The sequence below is a fragment of the Streptomyces gamaensis genome (assembly GCF_042656465.1).
In the GTDB taxonomy this organism is placed as follows: domain Bacteria; phylum Actinomycetota; class Actinomycetes; order Streptomycetales; family Streptomycetaceae; genus Streptomyces; species Streptomyces gamaensis.
Window position 1 is genome coordinate 42,858 of record NZ_JBHSPB010000021.1, and the last position, 16,033, is coordinate 58,890.

The 16,033-nt window shown below is 72.0% G+C and carries 13 protein-coding genes and 1 tRNA gene; 10 read left to right on the forward strand and 4 right to left on the reverse strand.

The genetic code is table 11. The annotated features are described in order from the left end of the window. Positions 1–237 precede the first annotated feature (237 nt). Positions 238–1,446: a winged helix DNA-binding domain-containing protein gene (locus tag ACFP1Z_RS27220; protein WP_390320279.1), complete on the reverse strand. Its 1,209-nt coding sequence runs from the start codon at positions 1,444–1,446 to the stop codon at positions 238–240. Between the two features lie 144 nt (positions 1,447–1,590). Next, a tRNA-Arg gene (locus ACFP1Z_RS27225) sits at positions 1,591–1,663 on the reverse strand. A 260-nt stretch (positions 1,664–1,923) separates the two neighbouring features. Here ACFP1Z_RS27225 and ACFP1Z_RS27230 point away from each other — a divergent pair. The 4 genes from ACFP1Z_RS27230 (at position 1,924) to ACFP1Z_RS27245 (ending at position 7,695) form a co-directional block, all read left to right on the forward strand. Then, the gene (locus tag ACFP1Z_RS27230) at positions 1,924–2,247 is read left to right on the forward strand and encodes a cupin domain-containing protein (protein WP_390320280.1); all 324 of its coding nucleotides are present in this window, start codon (positions 1,924–1,926) and stop codon (positions 2,245–2,247) included. Between the two features lie 116 nt (positions 2,248–2,363). Next, on the forward strand, positions 2,364–3,935 hold the full coding sequence (locus ACFP1Z_RS27235; protein WP_390320281.1) for a serine/threonine-protein kinase: 1,572 nt from the start codon (positions 2,364–2,366) through the stop codon (positions 3,933–3,935). A 211-nt stretch (positions 3,936–4,146) separates the two neighbouring features. Further along, positions 4,147–5,793, forward strand: coding sequence for a succinic semialdehyde dehydrogenase (locus ACFP1Z_RS27240; RefSeq protein ID WP_390320282.1), 1,647 nt, complete (start codon positions 4,147–4,149; stop codon positions 5,791–5,793). Between the two features lie 78 nt (positions 5,794–5,871). Continuing rightward, positions 5,872–7,695, forward strand: a complete 1,824-nt coding sequence (locus ACFP1Z_RS27245) for a GMC family oxidoreductase N-terminal domain-containing protein (protein ID WP_390320283.1) — start codon at positions 5,872–5,874, stop codon at positions 7,693–7,695. A 57-nt stretch (positions 7,696–7,752) separates the two neighbouring features. On the opposite strand, the gene ACFP1Z_RS27250 is transcribed toward ACFP1Z_RS27245, so the two are convergent. Then, the gene (locus ACFP1Z_RS27250) at positions 7,753–8,526 is read right to left on the reverse strand and encodes an LAETG motif-containing sortase-dependent surface protein (protein ID WP_390320284.1); all 774 of its coding nucleotides are present in this window, start codon (positions 8,524–8,526) and stop codon (positions 7,753–7,755) included. A gap of 13 nt (positions 8,527–8,539) precedes the next feature. On the opposite strand from ACFP1Z_RS27250, the gene ACFP1Z_RS27255 reads away from it, so the two are divergent. After that, entirely contained in the window at positions 8,540–8,674 is a 135-nt protein-coding gene (locus ACFP1Z_RS27255) for a hypothetical protein (protein WP_390320285.1), read from the forward strand. 1,152 nt (positions 8,675–9,826) lie between these two features. Here the strand turns inward: ACFP1Z_RS27255 and ACFP1Z_RS27260 are convergent. Then, positions 9,827–10,159, reverse strand: coding sequence for a chorismate mutase (locus ACFP1Z_RS27260; protein WP_390320286.1), 333 nt, complete (start codon positions 10,157–10,159; stop codon positions 9,827–9,829). A gap of 337 nt (positions 10,160–10,496) precedes the next feature. Here ACFP1Z_RS27260 and guaA point away from each other — a divergent pair, with 337 nt between their 5' ends. The 5 genes from guaA (at position 10,497) to ACFP1Z_RS27285 (ending at position 15,932) form a co-directional block, all read left to right on the forward strand. Further along, entirely contained in the window at positions 10,497–12,095 is a 1,599-nt protein-coding gene (gene guaA, locus ACFP1Z_RS27265) for a glutamine-hydrolyzing GMP synthase (protein ID WP_390320287.1), read from the forward strand. A gap of 122 nt (positions 12,096–12,217) precedes the next feature. Next, positions 12,218–12,847, forward strand: a complete 630-nt coding sequence (locus tag ACFP1Z_RS27270) for a Uma2 family endonuclease (protein WP_390320288.1) — start codon at positions 12,218–12,220, stop codon at positions 12,845–12,847. Between the two features lie 103 nt (positions 12,848–12,950). Then, positions 12,951–13,787 (forward strand): class II aldolase/adducin family protein, encoded by an 837-nt coding sequence (locus tag ACFP1Z_RS27275; protein ID WP_390320289.1) that lies wholly within the window; start codon positions 12,951–12,953, stop codon positions 13,785–13,787. A gap of 227 nt (positions 13,788–14,014) precedes the next feature. Next, entirely contained in the window at positions 14,015–15,043 is a 1,029-nt protein-coding gene (locus ACFP1Z_RS27280; protein ID WP_390320290.1) for a L,D-transpeptidase, read from the forward strand. 385 nt (positions 15,044–15,428) lie between these two features. Further along, entirely contained in the window at positions 15,429–15,932 is a 504-nt protein-coding gene (locus ACFP1Z_RS27285) for a DoxX family membrane protein (protein ID WP_390320291.1), read from the forward strand. Positions 15,933–16,033 lie beyond the last annotated feature (101 nt).

The window sequence follows — 16,033 nt, forward strand, 5'->3', positions numbered from 1 at the left end:
CACGGCTGTCCGGCGTCTTCCGGGAACGGGCCGCGACGGTCCGCCCCCGTGCGCGATGCCCGCTGTGCACGATCCTCCACGAGACCAGTTATGCCCACGACGGGCGGGTGACGCACCGGGTCCTCGGTGTGTCCGGGCCGAATTCCCGCAGTTCGACCGGCACTTCGAACCAGATGCCCGCTTTCCGTCCACCGGTGCGGGGCCGTACGCGCGCGGACGCCGCCCGGCAGTGGGGCCTCAACGCACCAGTTCGCGCTCCAGCGGCGTGCGGAAGCGCGGTGTGACGCGCACGTCGCCCATCCATGAGGACAGCCGGGCGATCTCCGCGGCGATCGCGGCGCACGCCTCCTTGCCGGTGTCCGCGAGCGGCCGCCAGACGATCTCGCCGTTCGCGCGCTGCGCCCAGCCGCCCACGATCCGCCCGTTCCACCACACGGTGGGGCCGATGTTGCCCGCGCGGTCGAAGAGCGCGGGCACGTCGTCCGGGCCGAGGTACCACTCGCGCAGCCGCCAGCCCATGGCCGTCGGGTCGAGCCCCGGCAGCAGCGCGGCCCACGGCTCCGGCTCCTCGGTGTCCTCCAGGTCCTCCGGCAGTACGTGGCCGGTTCCGGCGCTCAACTCCACTTCCCGCGCCCCGACATCGGCGAGGGCCTTGCGGGTGTCGCCGAGCGTCCAGCCCGTCCACCACTTCAGGTCCGCCTCCGTGGCCGGCCCGAAGGAGGCCAGCCAGCGCCGGGCCACCTCCGCCTTGGCCTCGCGCACCGGGACCTCCGTGAGCGGGTGGACGAGCGCCCACGGGTACAGGCTGCTCGTCCACGAACCGCGCGGCCGGGCACGCCGTACGTGACCGTCGGAGGACAGCAGCCGCAGCAGCCGGCTGCCGACGCTCTGCCGTGCCTCGTACGGCTTGCCCGGCGCGATGGTGACCGTCTCGCGCAGCGCGGGCACGTCCTTGGCCAGTTCGGCCGTCGTCGCCTCGCCGCGTGCAGCCAGTGAGGACAGCACCTCCTTCTCGGTCACCGCGAGCCGGCGCTCGTCCCAGGCGCCCTCGCTCGCCCGCAGGAAGCGCAGGAACGCCGCCCGCTCGCGGGCCGCGATCGCGCGGGCGGTGGAGGAGTAGACGTACGGGGCGAGGCTGTCGGTCACGGCGAAGAGCGTGTGCCGCATCGACAGCAGCTTCACCAGCGTCACGTCCTCGTACAGCCCGCGCTCGACCTCCGCCGCCGAGGGCTCGGCGAGCCGCGCGCACGCGGAGAGGTAGACGGTGGCCGCGTCGGTGGCGTGCAGTCCGACCAGGGCGTCGGCGACGTCCTCGACGCGGTCCGCCCGGTGCGCGGGGGCCAGGAGGTGGCGCCGCGCGAGGCGGGCACGGCGCTGCTCGTCGGTGATCCGGGGGCGGGGGCTGCTGTGACCGCTGGTGCTGCGGCCGGTGGCGCGGCTGCTCATGCTGCGAAGAGTAGGCGCGATACAGGTCAGGACCGGTCCTTCATCGGCTGTCGACGGGCACGTGTCCGGGCGGACGCCGGACATGCCCGCGAAAACGCCGACACCCGGATGCGACAAGTCGGCATCCGGGTGCGGGGGTTGCTGTGCGCTCGGCAGGATTCGAACCTGCAACCTCTTGATCCGTAGTCAAGTGCTCTATCCGTTAAGCTACGAGCGCTCGGCGGTCCGGCGGTCATTTCTGCGCGCCGGTCTGCGTTGCGGGAACAACTCTACATGACGCGAGCAGGCGCTCCGACCGGTCACGTACTGTGATACGGAAGGTGCGATCCGTATCCGCATCCGCATCCGTATCCGCATCCGTATCCGCATCCGTATGCTCCATGGTCCGTCTGCCCGGACCTGGCTTGATCGCCGCACTTGACAAGCTTTGCCCGACGGTCAGCCGGTGGCGGGCGTTCCGCGGTTAGCGTCACGGCCATGGAGACCAAGCAGACCCCCGTCGTCGACGTCGCCGGCCTCGCCGGCAAGCTGCCCGCCGTCTGGCGCACCCACGTGCTCGGCGAGGTGGGCGGCGCCCGTATCAAGGTGCTGCGCATGGACGAGACGCCGCACGAGGGAGAGGCGCACGAGCGCACGGAAGCACTGTTCGTCCTCGAAGGACGGATGGAACTCACCTATGACGGAACCGACGTGACGGTGCGCGCCGGCGAGATCTGCGTGGTGCCGGCGGGTACGTACCACACCGTGCGGGCAGGCAGCAGCGGCGTGCTCGTCATCATCGACGCCATAGCGGGCGCGTAACGCCCCCGGCTCCCCGACTCCCCAACTCCCCGGCTTTTGTACGGGGCTTGCCGTGTGACCGGAACCCGCCGTCGCGGGCACGGTGGAGCAGGGGAGAGGAGGGGCAAGAATGGCGTATGGAGACCTTCGCCGCACACGATGGTCTGATCGCCGGCCGCTACCGCCTCGACCGGAGGATCGGCCGCGGCGGCATGGGCACCGTGTGGCGCGCCACGGACGAGCTGCTCTCGCGTGAAGTGGCCGTCAAGGAACTGCACATGGGCGAGGGCACGCTGCCCGGGCTCTGCGCCGCCGACACCCGCTCCGAACGGGCGCGGATGCTGCGCGAGGCGCGCGCCGCCGCGCTGATCAAGCATCCGAACGTGGTCGTCCTGCACGACATCGTGGAGCAGGACGGCCGGCCCTGGATCGTCATGGAGCTCGTCGACGGCCGCGCCCTGTCGGTGGTGCTGGCGGCCGACGGGCCGCTCGCGGCGCCGGAGGCCGCCCGGATCGCGCTGGCGCTGCTCAGCGCGCTGCGCGCGGCGCACGCGCGCGGTGTGCTGCACCGCGACATCAAGCCGCCCAACGTGCTGCTGGAGTCGGCCACCGGCCGGGTGGTCCTGACGGACTTCGGCATCGCCCAGGTCACGGGCGCCACGACGATCACGGAGACGGGCGCGTTCGTCGGCTCGCCGGAGTACACGGCGCCCGAGCGGATCTCCGGAGGACGCACCGGGCCCGCCTGCGACCTGTGGTCGCTCGGAGTGCTGCTGTGCGCGGCGCTCAGCGGGCACACGCCGTTCCGGCGGGACTCGCTGGGCGGCACGCTCAACGCCGTCGTCCAGGAGGAACTGCGGCTGCCCGCCGAAGCGCAGCCCCTGCTGCCGGTCGTCCGGGGGCTGCTGGAGCGCGACCCCGCCCACCGGATGGGGGCGGACGAGGCGGAGCGGCTGCTGCGTACATATCTGGCCACCGGGCGCGTGCCCGACCGCGCACGCGCCGGGCGCACGCGCCGATGGCCGGCGCTGCGCGGTGCCGGGCGCGGGCCGGGCCCCTCCGTGCTGCCCGGCGGCCCCGGCCGGCCCCGTACGGCCCTGACGGCGGCCGTCGCCGTCGTGACGCTGGCGGGCATGGGCGCGGGACTCGCCGCGCTGCTGTCGGGCGGGGGCGGCTGGACCGAGGGCAGATCCGGCGCGGCCTCCCGGCCGCTGGAACCGCCCGGGCCCGAACCGCCGGCCTCCGCCGCCGTCGACGCGCCCCCCGGCTACCACCCGGTCCAGGACCCGGTGGGATTCGCGCTCGCCGTGCCCGACGGCTACACCCGCTCCTTCGAGCCGCCCCGCGTCTACTACTCCTCCCCGGACCGCGGGATCCGGCTGGGCGTGCTCGTCCAGGACCCCGTCAAGGACGGCCCCTACGGCGCCCTGCGCGGTGCCGCCTCCCAGGCCCCCGGGACCTATCCCGGCTACCGCGCGGCCGGTCTCGCCCGTACCGCGCACCGGCAATTCCCGGCGGCCTCCTGGGAGTTCACCTGGAACGGCCCCGACGGGGCGGCGGTGCGCAGCTACGACGTCGCCTGGGACGAGGCGGGCAGGATGTACGACGTGTCGGTGTCGGGCCCGGCGGGCCGCGCCCAGGAGATCCGCCGCCACTTGGACACCGCGCTGGACGGCTTCGCGCGCATCAAGCCGGTGTCGAGTCCGTGAACGTTCACTTGAACGCGCCCATGGCCAGCCGGTGTTCACGGCCGACGCGTGGGAGCGCGGCGGACGGGGATCCCAACGCCCGGAGTGCAAGGGGGCGTTCGGGCTGCCGGGCGTCGTGCCGGCCGCGCGCCCGTGCGCGATTGTGCGCGGCCGGTGAAAAACGACTACCCGCCAGTACCCAAAGCGTCCCTCTCCGCCTACGCTCGCCCTCATGACGGACTCGCGGCACAGCGCACCCCTTCCGGCCCCGTCCACGACCGCGTCCGCGCCACCGCCCGGCGGCGGCAATCCGGTCGCCCCGCCCAGCGCCCGTTCCGCCGCCGACGTGGTCACGCCCGCCCTCGTCGCCCGCCTCACGCGCCCCGTCGTCGGCTCCGGCACGACCGTCTCCCACACGCCCTTCACCGGCGAAGTCCTCGCGGAACTGCCCGAGTCGACACCCGAGGACGTCGCCACCGCCTTCGCCGCTGCCCGCGAGGCACAGCGCCGCTGGGCGGCCGTACCGGCGCGACGGCGCTGTGCCGTGCTCCTGCGCTTCCATGACCTGCTGCTGCGCCGCCAGTCCGAGGTACTGGACCTGATCCAGCTGGAGACCGGCAAGGCCCGGCTGCACGCGCACGAGGAGGTGCAGGCCGTCGCCGTCGCCGCCCGCCACTACGGGCTCAAGGGCCCCGCGTATCTGCGCCCCAGGAGCCGCACGGGTGTCGTACCCGGTCTGACCAAGGTCGCCGAACTGCGTCAACCGCGCGGAGTCGTCGGGCAGATAGCCCCGTGGAACTACCCGCTGGAGCTGTCCGTCGGCGACGCCCTGCCGGCCTTCGCCGCGGGCAACGCGGTCGTGATGAAACCCGACACGGAGACCGCGCTGACCGCCCTGTGGGCACGCGAGCTGCTGATGGAGGCGGGGCTTCCGGAAGGCGTCTGGCAGGTCGTGGTCGGCGAGGGGCCCGTCGTCGGCCCGGCCGTCGTCGCCGGCGCCGACTACGTCTCGTTCACCGGCTCCACCCGCACCGGCCGCGAGGTCGCCCGGTCGGCGGCGGGCCGGCTCGTCGGCTGCTCCCTCGAACTCGGCGGCAAGAACGCCATGGTGGTCCTGCGCGACGCCGACGTGGAGAAGGCGGCGGCCGGAGCGGTGCGCGGCTGCTTCTCCTCCGCCGGACAGCTGTGCGTCTCCATCGAGCGGCTGTACGTGCACGCGTCGCTCGCCGACGACTTCGTCGCCCGCTTCGCCGCCCGGACCAGGGCCCTGCGCCTGGGCACGGGGCTCGCCTACGGCGCGGACATGGGATCACTGGCCGGACCACGGCAGTTGGAGACCGTCACCCGGCACGTCGAGGAGGCCGTCGCCAAGGGCGCCACCGTCCTGGCCGGCGGCAGGGCCCGGCCCGACATCGGACCGTACTTCTACGAGCCGACCGTCCTGGAGGGCGTCCAGGCACCCATGGCGGTGTGCGCGGAGGAGACCTTCGGCCCCGTGGTGTCCGTCTACCGCTTCCACGACGAGGACGAGGCCGTCTCCCTCGCCAACGCCACGCCCTACGGGCTCAACGCCAGCGTGTGGACCGGGGACGGCCGCCGGGGCCGGGCGTTCGCCGCCCGGCTGCGCACCGGCACGGTCAACGTCAACGAGTCCTACGCGGCCGCCTACGGCAGCGCCGCCTCGCCCATGGGCGGCATGCGCGACTCCGGCCTGGGCCGCCGGCACGGCTCCGAGGGCATCCTCAGGTACACCGAGGCACAGACCGTCGCACAGCAGCGGCTCGTACCGCTCGCCCCGGCCTTCGGCCTGGACGACGAGGCGTACGCGCGCCTGATGACGGGCGGCCTGCGCGCGCTGAAGGCACTGCGGCTGCGCTGACAGCACTTCCCTGTAAGGCCGTTCCAAAGAGGTTGTGACAAGTGCTGTGACAAATAAGGCCGTCGCGAGGAGGCATCGGTGGCACAGTCCGCGCAGGGACCGGCCGAGCAGAAGGCGTGCGGGGACCGGCCGTACGACTACGACGTCGTCGTGGTCGGCTCCGGATTCGGCGGCGCAGTCGCCGCCCTCCGGCTGACCGAGAAGGGCTACCGCGTCGGCGTGCTGGAGGCGGGCCGGCGCTTCACCCGCGACACCCTGCCCAGGAACTCCTGGGACCTGCGCAACTACCTGTGGGCCCCCGCCCTCGGCCTCTACGGCATCCAGCGCATCCACCTGCTGGGCCACGTCATGGTCCTCGCGGGCGCCGGCGTCGGCGGCGGATCGCTGAACTACGCCAACACCCTGTACGTACCGCCGAAGCAGTTCTTCGACGACCCGCAGTGGTGCCGGATCACCGACTGGCAGCAGGAGCTGGCGCCGTACTACGACCAGGCGCGCCGCATGCTCGGCGTGCGCCTCAATCCGACGACGACCCCCTCGGACGTGCATCTGAAGGCGGCGGCGGAACGGATGGGCTTCGCGGACACCTTCCACCCGGCGCCGGTCGGCGTCTTCTTCGGCGACGGCGAGGACGCCGACGGCAGCGTACGGGCGCGGCCCGGCCAGGAAGTGCCCGACCCCTACTTCGGTGGCGCGGGGCCCGCCCGCAGCGCCTGCACCGAGTGCGGCGAGTGCATGACCGGCTGCCGCCACGGCGCGAAGAACACTCTCAACGAGAACTATCTCCACCTCGCCGAACGCGCCGGTGCTGTCATCCACTCCATGACGACCGTCGTCGCCGTCACCGAGCACCGGGACGGCGGCCACCGCGTGCTCACCGTCCCCACCGACCGGCGGCACCGGGCGCGTCCGCGCGTCCTGCGCGCCGAACACGTCGTGCTCGCCGCGGGCACGTACGGCACCCAGACCCTGCTGCACACCATGAAGGACAAAGGGCTGCTGCCCCGCATACCCGAGGGCCTGGGCCGGCTGACCCGGACCAACTCCGAGGCCCTGGTCGGGGCCCAGACCGACGACCGCCGCTACCGCAAGGCCCACGGCGCGCCCCGCGTCGACTTCACGCGCGGCGTCGCCATCACCTCCTCGGTCCACCCCGACGCCGACACCCACATCGAGCCCGTGCGCTACGGCAGGGGCTCCAACGCGATGGGCGCACTGTCGATCCTTCAGGTGCCCCTCGCCGACCGCACGCCCCGCGCGCTCGCGTTCGCGGGCCACTGCGCGCGCCACCCGGTACAACTGCTGCGGTCGCTGTCGAACCGGCGCTGGTCCGAGCGCACGATCATCGGGCTCGTCATGCAGTCACTGGACAACTCCCTGACCACGTACCGCAAGAAGCGCGGCATAGGCAGGGGTCTGCTCACCGCCCGGCAGGGCCACGGCGCCCCCAATCCCACCCAGATCCCCGAGGCCACCGAGGCCGCCACCCACCTGGCACGCGAGATCAACGGTTTCCCCGGCAGCAACGTCGGCGAGCTCATGGGCACTCCGCTCACCGCGCACTTCCTGGGCGGCTGCCCCATCGGCGCCGACGCCGGACAGGGCGTCGTCGACCCCTACCACCGGCTGTACGGGCACCCGGGCATCTCGGTCGTCGATGGAGCGGCCGTCTCCGCGAACCTCGGGGTGAACCCGTCGCTGACGATCACGGCACAGGCGGAGCGGGCGATGGCCCTGTGGTCCAACAAGGGCGAGCCCGACCCGCGCCCCCCACAGGGCAGCCCGTACGTGCGTGTTCCCCCCGTGTCGCCCCGCCAACCCGCCGTGCCGGAGGGGGCGTTCGGGTCGCTGCGCCTCCCGCTGCTGCCGGTACCGCCGGTACCGCCGCGCGAGGCCGGCTAGGTAAGGGGCGTCCCACCAGGGTGTGCGCCCCTTACCGGGTGACGGCGTGGCGCTGCCTTACGCGGACGCGTCCCCCTTGCGCCGCCGCACGGCGAACACGGTGCCCGCACCGGCGACGACAGCAGCGGCACCGACGGCCCCGAGCGCGGGGAGCGCGGAGGACGAACCGGTGCTCGCGAGCTCACCGCTGACGGGCGTCGTGGACAGGGAGCCGTTCGCTGCGGGGGCGTTGGACGACCCGGACCCGGCTCCTGCGGGGGAGGGGGAGGCGGATGCGGATGCGGAGCCGGTGGGGGTGGACTTGCTGTCGGGGGTCTTGGCGTCCGCGGTGTTCGTGGGCGTGGGCGTCGCTGCCGGGGACTGGGTGGGCTCGGTCTTGGTGTCCGAGGGGCGGGCCGGGTTGACCTTGTTCGGGTCGGTGCCGACGGGCAGGATGTCGACGAACTGGCCCTCGCCGCCCTCCGTGGCGCCGCACGCCCCGTTCGCGGCCTCCCAAGTGGCGTACTGCATCAGGTGAGCGACTCCGGTGGGTATCTTGGCGTCGGCCCGGACCTGGAGCTCGATCTCGCGCTGTGCGTTCGGTGCGATGCCCACCACCTTGGTGAACTTCCCGAAGCCCGGGGAAACGTCCTTCCAGTCCTCCGTCTCGGCGCCGCGCCACTGCAGCGAGAGTTGCCTGTCCGTCCGGGCGGACGGGTTGCCGGCCACATGGGATTCGAGGTTCAGGTGCAGGGACACCGACAGGGGCTCACTGGACTTGTTCTCCACTCGGAAGGAGAACCTCTGCTCCGTACCGGCGATCACGTCGCGCAGGCCATGGACTCTGGCCACAGCCCGCTTGTCCGTGTCCGACCACTTCGGGCAACTGGTCGGCGCTGTCGAGGAGTCCGAGCTCCCGGAGGTGTTCGTCCCCTGCGAGGAGCCCGACTTGTCCGCCTCCTTGGCGTCCTTCTGCTCCTTCCCCTGCTCCTTCCCCTGACCATCCCCCTCGGACTTTCCGGATGAATGGGTCGTGGACCCCGAAGCCTCCTCCGTCCGGGAGCCCGGAGCATCCGGTGAGGACGACTGCGACTCCCCGCTCGCGGCGGGTTCGGAGGGGGTGAGGGAACCGGTGCCCACCGCCGGAACAGCCGCACTCGGCGGCTTCGGCTCCTCCGCCGAAGCGGAAGGAGCCGACAGCAGGGCAACAGGGCCGACGGCAGCCGTGACAGCGGCGGCGGCCAGGGCGCGGCGAAGCTTCATGAGACCTCTCGGATCGGTGCGGTCGAGCGGAAAGGTCCTGGCGGTGGGGCGCGCAGGCGGCGGTGGGGCGCACGGGGTGGACGTGTACACGTACAAGACCGGCGATCCGCCGGAAAGGTTGCCGGAACTGCCGTACGGGCGCCCGTGATTGATCTCACAGCCGTGCTGGCGCGCGGGTGCAGCACGAAGGGCCCCGAGCCGTACCCGCGGGGGCGTGCGGGCGGCCTCGGGGCCCTCGACCGCCGGCACCGGGACAGGGATCGGCCGGTGCCGTGGAGGCGGCGCCGGGGGGAGCGCCGCGGACATGAGGAGAGAGGGGGGGGCGGACAGGGGAGAGGAGCTCAGGGGAGGGAAATCCGGGGAAGCGTAGGGGAGATACGGGACTGGTGCGGGGAAGCAGTGCTGTGCAAAAGGGGCGTTGCGGGCGGAGCCGGGGTGGTGCGGGGCGCCGCGCGAGGCCCACTGGTCGAACCAATGGCGGCGCCGGAGCGGAGACTTGGCGTTCCCTTTGCATCGTGGGGGATGCGGCACGCTCCGCGCAACCGTCCGGACCGGATACGGTCGGCTCCAGGCGTCCCCGGAACCGACCGTCCGTGAAGGGCGGCCGGGCTGCTGTCCCCTGCTGACCGGCCACCGCGCCACCGGAACGCGGTCCCACGACGCGCGGACCCGCGCGTCTCGCACTCCGGTGGATCCGCCCTGTCCTGCCGGGCCCGTGACAAGGGCGGAGACCACGCGTGGATTTCAGGTGGGCCGCTCCTGGCTGGCGCGGGCAACGAGTCCAACGAAGCCGGTCGAGGCGCGGTCACGCACCGTACGAGTGACGCGCCGTGACGCGCGGTGGACCGCGCGGGGGCGCCGCAGGGGTCGAACTGCCGGGCGGGGGAGGTCAGATGCGGCCCCGGCACAGCTCCAGCAGCGTCATGGCGAGCGCGGTGCCGGACCGGCCCAGCTGCTCGCTGTAGTGGTTGAGGATCTCCATCTCGCGGGAGAAGCTGACCCGGCGCCCGCCGGAGGCCATCCGCTCGCGCTGGATCACCGCGGAGACGGCCATCCGCTCCTGCACGAGCCCGATGATCCGGCCGTCGAGCTCGTCGATCCGGCCGCGCGCGTCGATGATCACCTCGGCGGCCTCGTCGGTGCGGGCGCCGGTCTCCGCGACGGGGATGGTGCCCGTGGCGGTGGTGGCGGTGCTCGTGGCGCTGTCGGTGCGGGTGCTCATGATCTTTCCTCCGAGGGGCTGTGGCCCCCGGGGTGACGGACCCGGAGAACGACGACAGGCGCCCCGGGCCTTGTCGGCCCGGGGCGCCTGGGAAGTCGCTTGTTCCGTGTGGTTACGGGTGCAAGCAGCACGACCATGGCAGCCGGACGGGCCGGTTGCCATAGGTAAAGACGTAGGTCAGCTGCTTGCGCATGGCGCCCAGTATGCCCCCGGGGCGGGGCCCGGGCCAACGCGGGGCCGCGGCGGATTCGGATGGTGAGACAAAAGCAACCCCCCACGCCCCGGTAGAATCGACAAACACAGACCCCTCTCGCACTCGACCGCCGGAAGGCCGCCCGTGTCAGCAGCACCCCCCGCCGCCGTCCACGACAACACCGCGGAACCGGTGCTCGTTGTCGATTTCGGCGCGCAGTATGCCCAGCTCATCGCCCGCCGCGTCCGCGAGGCGCGCGTGTACAGCGAGATCGTCCCGTCCACCATGCCGGTGGCCGAGATACTCGCCAAGAACCCGAAGGCGATCATCCTGTCCGGCGGCCCGTCCTCGGTCTACGAGGAGGGCGCGCCGCGCCTGGACCGTGCCCTGTTCGAGGCCGGTGTCCCGGTCTTCGGCATGTGCTACGGCTTCCAGCTGATGGCCACGGCCCTCGGCGGCACCGTCGACAACACCGGTGCGCGCGAGTACGGCCGTACGCCGCTGACCGTGAGCAAGCCGGGCTCGACCCTCTTCGAGGGCACCCCCGTCGAGCAGTCGGTGTGGATGTCGCACGGCGACGCCTGCTCCGCCGCGCCCGAGGGCTTCACGGTCACCGCGTCCACCGACCTCGTGCCCGTCGCCGCCTTCGAGAACGACGAGAAGAAGCTCTACGGCGTGCAGTACCACCCCGAGGTGATGCACTCCACGTACGGCCAGCAGGTCCTGGAGCACTTCCTCTACCGGGGCGCCGGCATCGAGCCGACCTGGACCACCGGCAACGTCATCGAGGAGCAGGTCACCGCCATCCGCGAGCAGGTCGGCACCAAGCGCGCGATCTGCGGCCTGTCCGGGGGCGTGGACTCCGCCGTCGCCGCGGCCCTCGTCCACAAGGCCGTCGGTGACCAGCTCACCTGCGTCTACGTCGACCACGGCCTGATGCGCAAGGGCGAGACCGAGCAGGTCGAGAAGGACTTCGTGGCCGCCACCGGCGTCCAGCTCAAGGTCGTCGACGCGCAGGAGCGTTTCCTCAAGGCCCTCGCCGGGGTCTCCGACCCGGAGGCCAAGCGCAAGATCATCGGCCGGGAGTTCATCCGCGTCTTCGAGCAGGCGCAGGCCGAGATCGTCGCCGAGGCGGGCGACGCGGGCGAGGAAGTGAGGTTCCTGGTCCAGGGCACGCTCTACCCGGACGTCGTCGAGTCCGGTGGCGGCACCGGCACCGCCAACATCAAGTCCCACCACAATGTGGGCGGACTGCCCGAGGACCTGGAGTTCGAGCTCGTCGAGCCGCTGCGCCAGCTGTTCAAGGACGAGGTCCGCATGGTCGGCCAGGAGCTGGGCCTGCCCGAGGAGATCGTCCAGCGCCAGCCCTTCCCCGGCCCGGGCCTGGGCATCCGCATCGTCGGCGAGGTCACCGAGGAGCGCCTGGACCTGCTGCGCGAGGCCGACGCCATCGCCCGCGAGGAGCTGACCGCCGCCGGCCTCGACGCCGAGATCTGGCAGTGCCCGGTCGTCCTGCTCGCGGACGTCCGCAGCGTCGGCGTCCAGGGCGACGGCCGCACCTACGGCCACCCGATCGTGCTGCGCCCGGTCTCCTCCGAGGACGCCATGACCGCCGACTGGTCGCGCCTGCCGTACGACGTGCTCTCCCGTATCTCGACCCGCATCACGAACGAGGTCGACGAGGTCAACCGCGTCGTCCTGGACATCACGAGCAAGCCGCCGGGGACGATCGAGTGGGAGTAGCCCCACCGGCCCTCTCGTAGGGTCAACGCCAATGCCGTCGCTCATTCGTTTGAGCGGCGGTATTGGCGTTTGTGGTGGGTACGCTGGCCGTACAAGCGAGACTCCAGGGCATGGGAGCACTGATGAGCGCTGCACCCGAGTACGAGCTGGACGAGCAGGAGACGCAGAAGCAGTACAACTACCCGGTGCCGCCGCCGGGGGGTTGGAAAGCGGAGCATCTCGACCGGCTTCCGAACTTGCCGAGGCGCACTGAGCTGATCGACGGGAGTCTCGTCTTCATGAGCCCGCAGACCAAGTTCCACATGCGAACCATCAGTCTGCTGGAGGTCTGCCTGAGAAGTCAGGCACCGGACGAGCTGGATGTCTACCGGGAGTTCACTGTCAGGCTGGACGAGGAGAACCGGCCGGAGCCGGACGTTCTGGTGGCTCTGACAGAGGCCGACACCGGCCCCAAGGGAACGTGGCTCAAGGCCGAGGACGTCGTCCTGGCCATCGAAGTCGTCTCGGACGACTCGGTCACACGCGACCGTGAGGTCAAGCCCCGCAAGTACGCGAACGCGGACATCCCGCACTTCTGGCGGGTGGAGGAGAGCGAGGGCCTTCCGGTCGTCTACGTCTACGAGTTGGACCCGGCCACCTCGTCCTACGCCATCAGCGGCATCCACCACGACAAGCTGGAACTGAAGGTCCCCTTCGACATCTCCATCGATCTCACCGCGATCAACAAGCGACGACCGGCAGCCGATTCCTGACCCGGGAGTGCGAGGGGGCCGGTGCCCGCCCGGCCCTGGCCCCTCGCGGTACCGAGCGGTAGCTTCCGTTGCACAGTCGACGGAGCACCGGAGGAGAGCCGCCATGCCGCACCCCGACCCCCAGGAGTCCGCCCCGCCCACCGCATCGGCCACACCGGCCGCCCCGGAGCCCGTCCCCACCGACCGGCTCCACTTCGCCATGCCCCCCACGCACGAGTCCGTCGAGGACGAACGCCGCTACCGCAAACAGCGCCTCGCCGCCGCGCTCCGGCTCTTCGGACGGTTCGGATTCGAGGAGGGCGTCGCGGGCCATATCACCGCGAGGGACCCGGAGTTCACCGATCACTTCTGGGTCAACCCCTTCGGGATGTCCTTCAAGCACATCACCGTCGGCGACTTGATCCTGGTGAACCACAACGGGCAGGTCGTCGAGGGCAGTTACCACGTCAATCAGGCCGCGTTCGCCATCCACTCGCAGATCCACCGGGCCCGGCCGGACGTCGTGGCCGCCGCGCACAGCCACTCCACCTACGGGCGGGCCCTGTCGTCCCTCGGGGAACTGCTGGAGCCGATCACCCAGGACGTCTGCGCGTTCTACGAGGACCACGCGCTCTTCGACGACTACACCGGCGTCGTCGTGGACGAGGAGGAAGGGCGGCGCATAGCCGCCGCGCTCGGCCCGCACAAAGCCGTCATCCTGCGCAACCACGGGCTGCTGACCGTCGGGGACTCGGTGGACGCGGCCGCGTGGTGGTTCATCACCATGGAACGCTCGTGCCAGGTGCAGCTGGCGGCCAAGGCGGCCGGCAAGCCCGTGCACATCGACTCCGCGAACGCGAAGCACACGCGCGAGCAGCTCGGCAACGACCTGGTGGCGTGGATCAACTACCAGCCGCTGTACCAGCAGATCACCCGCAGCGAGCCGGAACTGCTCGACTGAGGTCCCCGCGCCGTCCCGGGCCCTTCGGCCCGCCCCACCCCCGCCCATCGGCGGGGGTCGCTCGTCCTCGCGGGCCCCTCCCGCGGCGGTTCGCGGCGCATACGATGCAGGGGTGCCGAGGTGTTCACCACCTCGGCATTGCCATGCCTGGAAGAGACCGCTCGGAAGCAGTACCGGACGGCGCGGCCGCCGCCGCACCGCCCGGAGGGACACCCCGTAGGAGAACCATGCGCCTTTCCCGTCGTGCCGTGCTGCCCGCGGCCCTGGCCCTGACCGGGCTGGCCGTCACCGCGTGCGGCGGGGGTGCCGAGGCCGAGGAGCGGCCCGCGAAGCGGGCGTCCGCCCCGTCCTCCGCCACCGCGACGCCCTCCGGCTCTCCCTCGCCCACCGCGGTTCCCGAGAAGCCCGCGCCGCCCGCCGAACTGCTGCGCGGCGCCGCCCGCGTCGTACGGCCCGAGATGGCGCCCGCGAACGGCGAGAAGGTCGGCGTCGGGCAGCCCATCGCCGTCGTCTTCAAGGGGCAGAAGATCGCCAAGGAGCTGCGCGCCGGTATCGAGGGACGGCTGAAGGTCTCCACCTCCCCGAACATCCCCGGTGCCTGGCACTGGAACGAGTCCAAGGGCGACACCCGGGTCCACTTCCGGCCCGAGAAGTACTGGCCCGCAGGCACCAGGGTCACGCTCGACGCGCGTCTCGCGGACGTGAAGCTCGCCCCCGGCACGGCCGCCGCCGGCGACCGCACGGTCTCCTTCACCGTCGGCGACTCGATGATCAACACCGTGGACCTCAAGGCCCACACGATGACCGTCGTCCGCAACGGCGAGACCCTGCGCACCATCCCCGTCAGCGGCGGCGACGAGAAGAAGTACAAGACCCGCGACGGCATCAAGACCATCCTGGCCAAGGAGGGCCGGGTGATCATGGACTCGCTGTCCATCGGCATCCCGCGCAACCATCCGGACGGCTTCTACGGCTCGTACGACTACAGCATGCGCGAGACGATCAGCGGCGAGTACGTGCACGCGGCGCCCGACAACGCCGAGGCGTTCGGGAAGGAGAACGTCAGCCACGGCTGCATCGGCATGTCCACCGAGGACGCCAAGTGGCTGTACGAGCGGACCCTCAAGGGCGATGTCGTCCAGGTCGTCGGCAGCTCCGGCAAGCCCATGGACCACTTCGGCAACGGCTACGGCGACTGGAACCTGAGCTGGCAGGAGTGGCTGGCGGGCAGCGAGTTGGGGATCCGCACGGGCTGAGGTCGGGGAACCGGGGATCAGAGGTTCAGGGATTTAGGGAACCAAGTTCCGGGATACAGGCGGGACTTCCCGGGTTTCGCCGACTCGGCTCGCTCGCCGGAGTGAGCGGGTTTTCCCCAAGTCCCCCCGTTCCTGCGGATTGCCCCGAGGTTGTCCACAGGTCTGCACACGCTGCGGATTTCCTGCGTATCGTCGTGGCGTGCGGTACCGGCAGAAGGTGCCGTGAAGGGTCGTGAAGAACTGTGCGGGGCCGCGCGGCGCGTGGCCCGGCCGGGGCGGGGGAGAGGCGGTGAGCGGTGTGACGGGCATCCGTCGGACGACGCGACAAGCGGCGACGGCAGCGGGGATCTCGCGGGCGGAGCCCGGCGGAGCGCCGGCGCGGTCCGTGCCCGTGCGGTATGCGCTGCTGCCGTTGCGGATCTTCCTCGGGGTCACGTTCCTCTACGCGGGGTTCGACAAGCTCTTCGACCCCGCCTTCCTGGCGGAGAGCGGCCCGGGCTCGATCGAGGAGCTGATGCGCGCGGTGCGCGACTCCAGCGCCGCCCCGGGCCTGGTCGACCTGGCGCTGAGGAGCCCGGCCGGCTTCGGTCACGCGATAACGATCGGCGAACTCGCCGTCGGCGCGGGCACCTTGCTGGGCGCGTTCGCCCGGCTCGCGGCAGCCGGCGGTGCCCTGATCTCACTCAGTCTGTGGCTCACCGTCAGCTGGTCGGCCACGCCCTACTACTACGGCAACGACCTGGCCTATCTGATGGCCTGGCTGCCGCTGGTCCTCGCCGGTGCCCCCGTGCTCTCGGCCGACGCGCTGTGGGCGCGGCGCCGGGGGAGGCGGATACGCGCGGGCCAGGCCCGAGGGCGGTCGGACACCCGCGGCGGGTCCCCCGGCTGACCCTGGCCCCCCCGGCTGACCCCGGCCCCCGGCCGGTACGGGCAGCGGCACCGGGCCGCCGAGTGGTCGCGGCGCCTGCCGAACCGGCGCGGGCGGCGGCT

Bases quoted from the DNA above. Each gene is read 5' to 3' on its own strand.
- ACFP1Z_RS27220 (WP_390320279.1), bottom strand. From the start codon at position 1,446: ATGAGCAGCCGCGCCACCGGCCGCAGCACCAGCGGTCACAGCAGCCCC.
- ACFP1Z_RS27230 (WP_390320280.1), top strand. From the start codon at position 1,924: ATGGAGACCAAGCAGACCCCCGTCGTCGACGTCGCCGGCCTCGCCGGC.
- ACFP1Z_RS27235 (WP_390320281.1), top strand. From the start codon at position 2,364: ATGGAGACCTTCGCCGCACACGATGGTCTGATCGCCGGCCGCTACCGC.
- ACFP1Z_RS27240 (WP_390320282.1), top strand. From the start codon at position 4,147: ATGACGGACTCGCGGCACAGCGCACCCCTTCCGGCCCCGTCCACGACC.
- ACFP1Z_RS27260 (WP_390320286.1), bottom strand. From the start codon at position 10,159: ATGAGCACCCGCACCGACAGCGCCACGAGCACCGCCACCACCGCCACG.
- ACFP1Z_RS27270 (WP_390320288.1), top strand. From the start codon at position 12,218: ATGAGCGCTGCACCCGAGTACGAGCTGGACGAGCAGGAGACGCAGAAG.
- ACFP1Z_RS27275 (WP_390320289.1), top strand. From the start codon at position 12,951: ATGCCGCACCCCGACCCCCAGGAGTCCGCCCCGCCCACCGCATCGGCC.
- ACFP1Z_RS27280 (WP_390320290.1), top strand. From the start codon at position 14,015: ATGCGCCTTTCCCGTCGTGCCGTGCTGCCCGCGGCCCTGGCCCTGACC.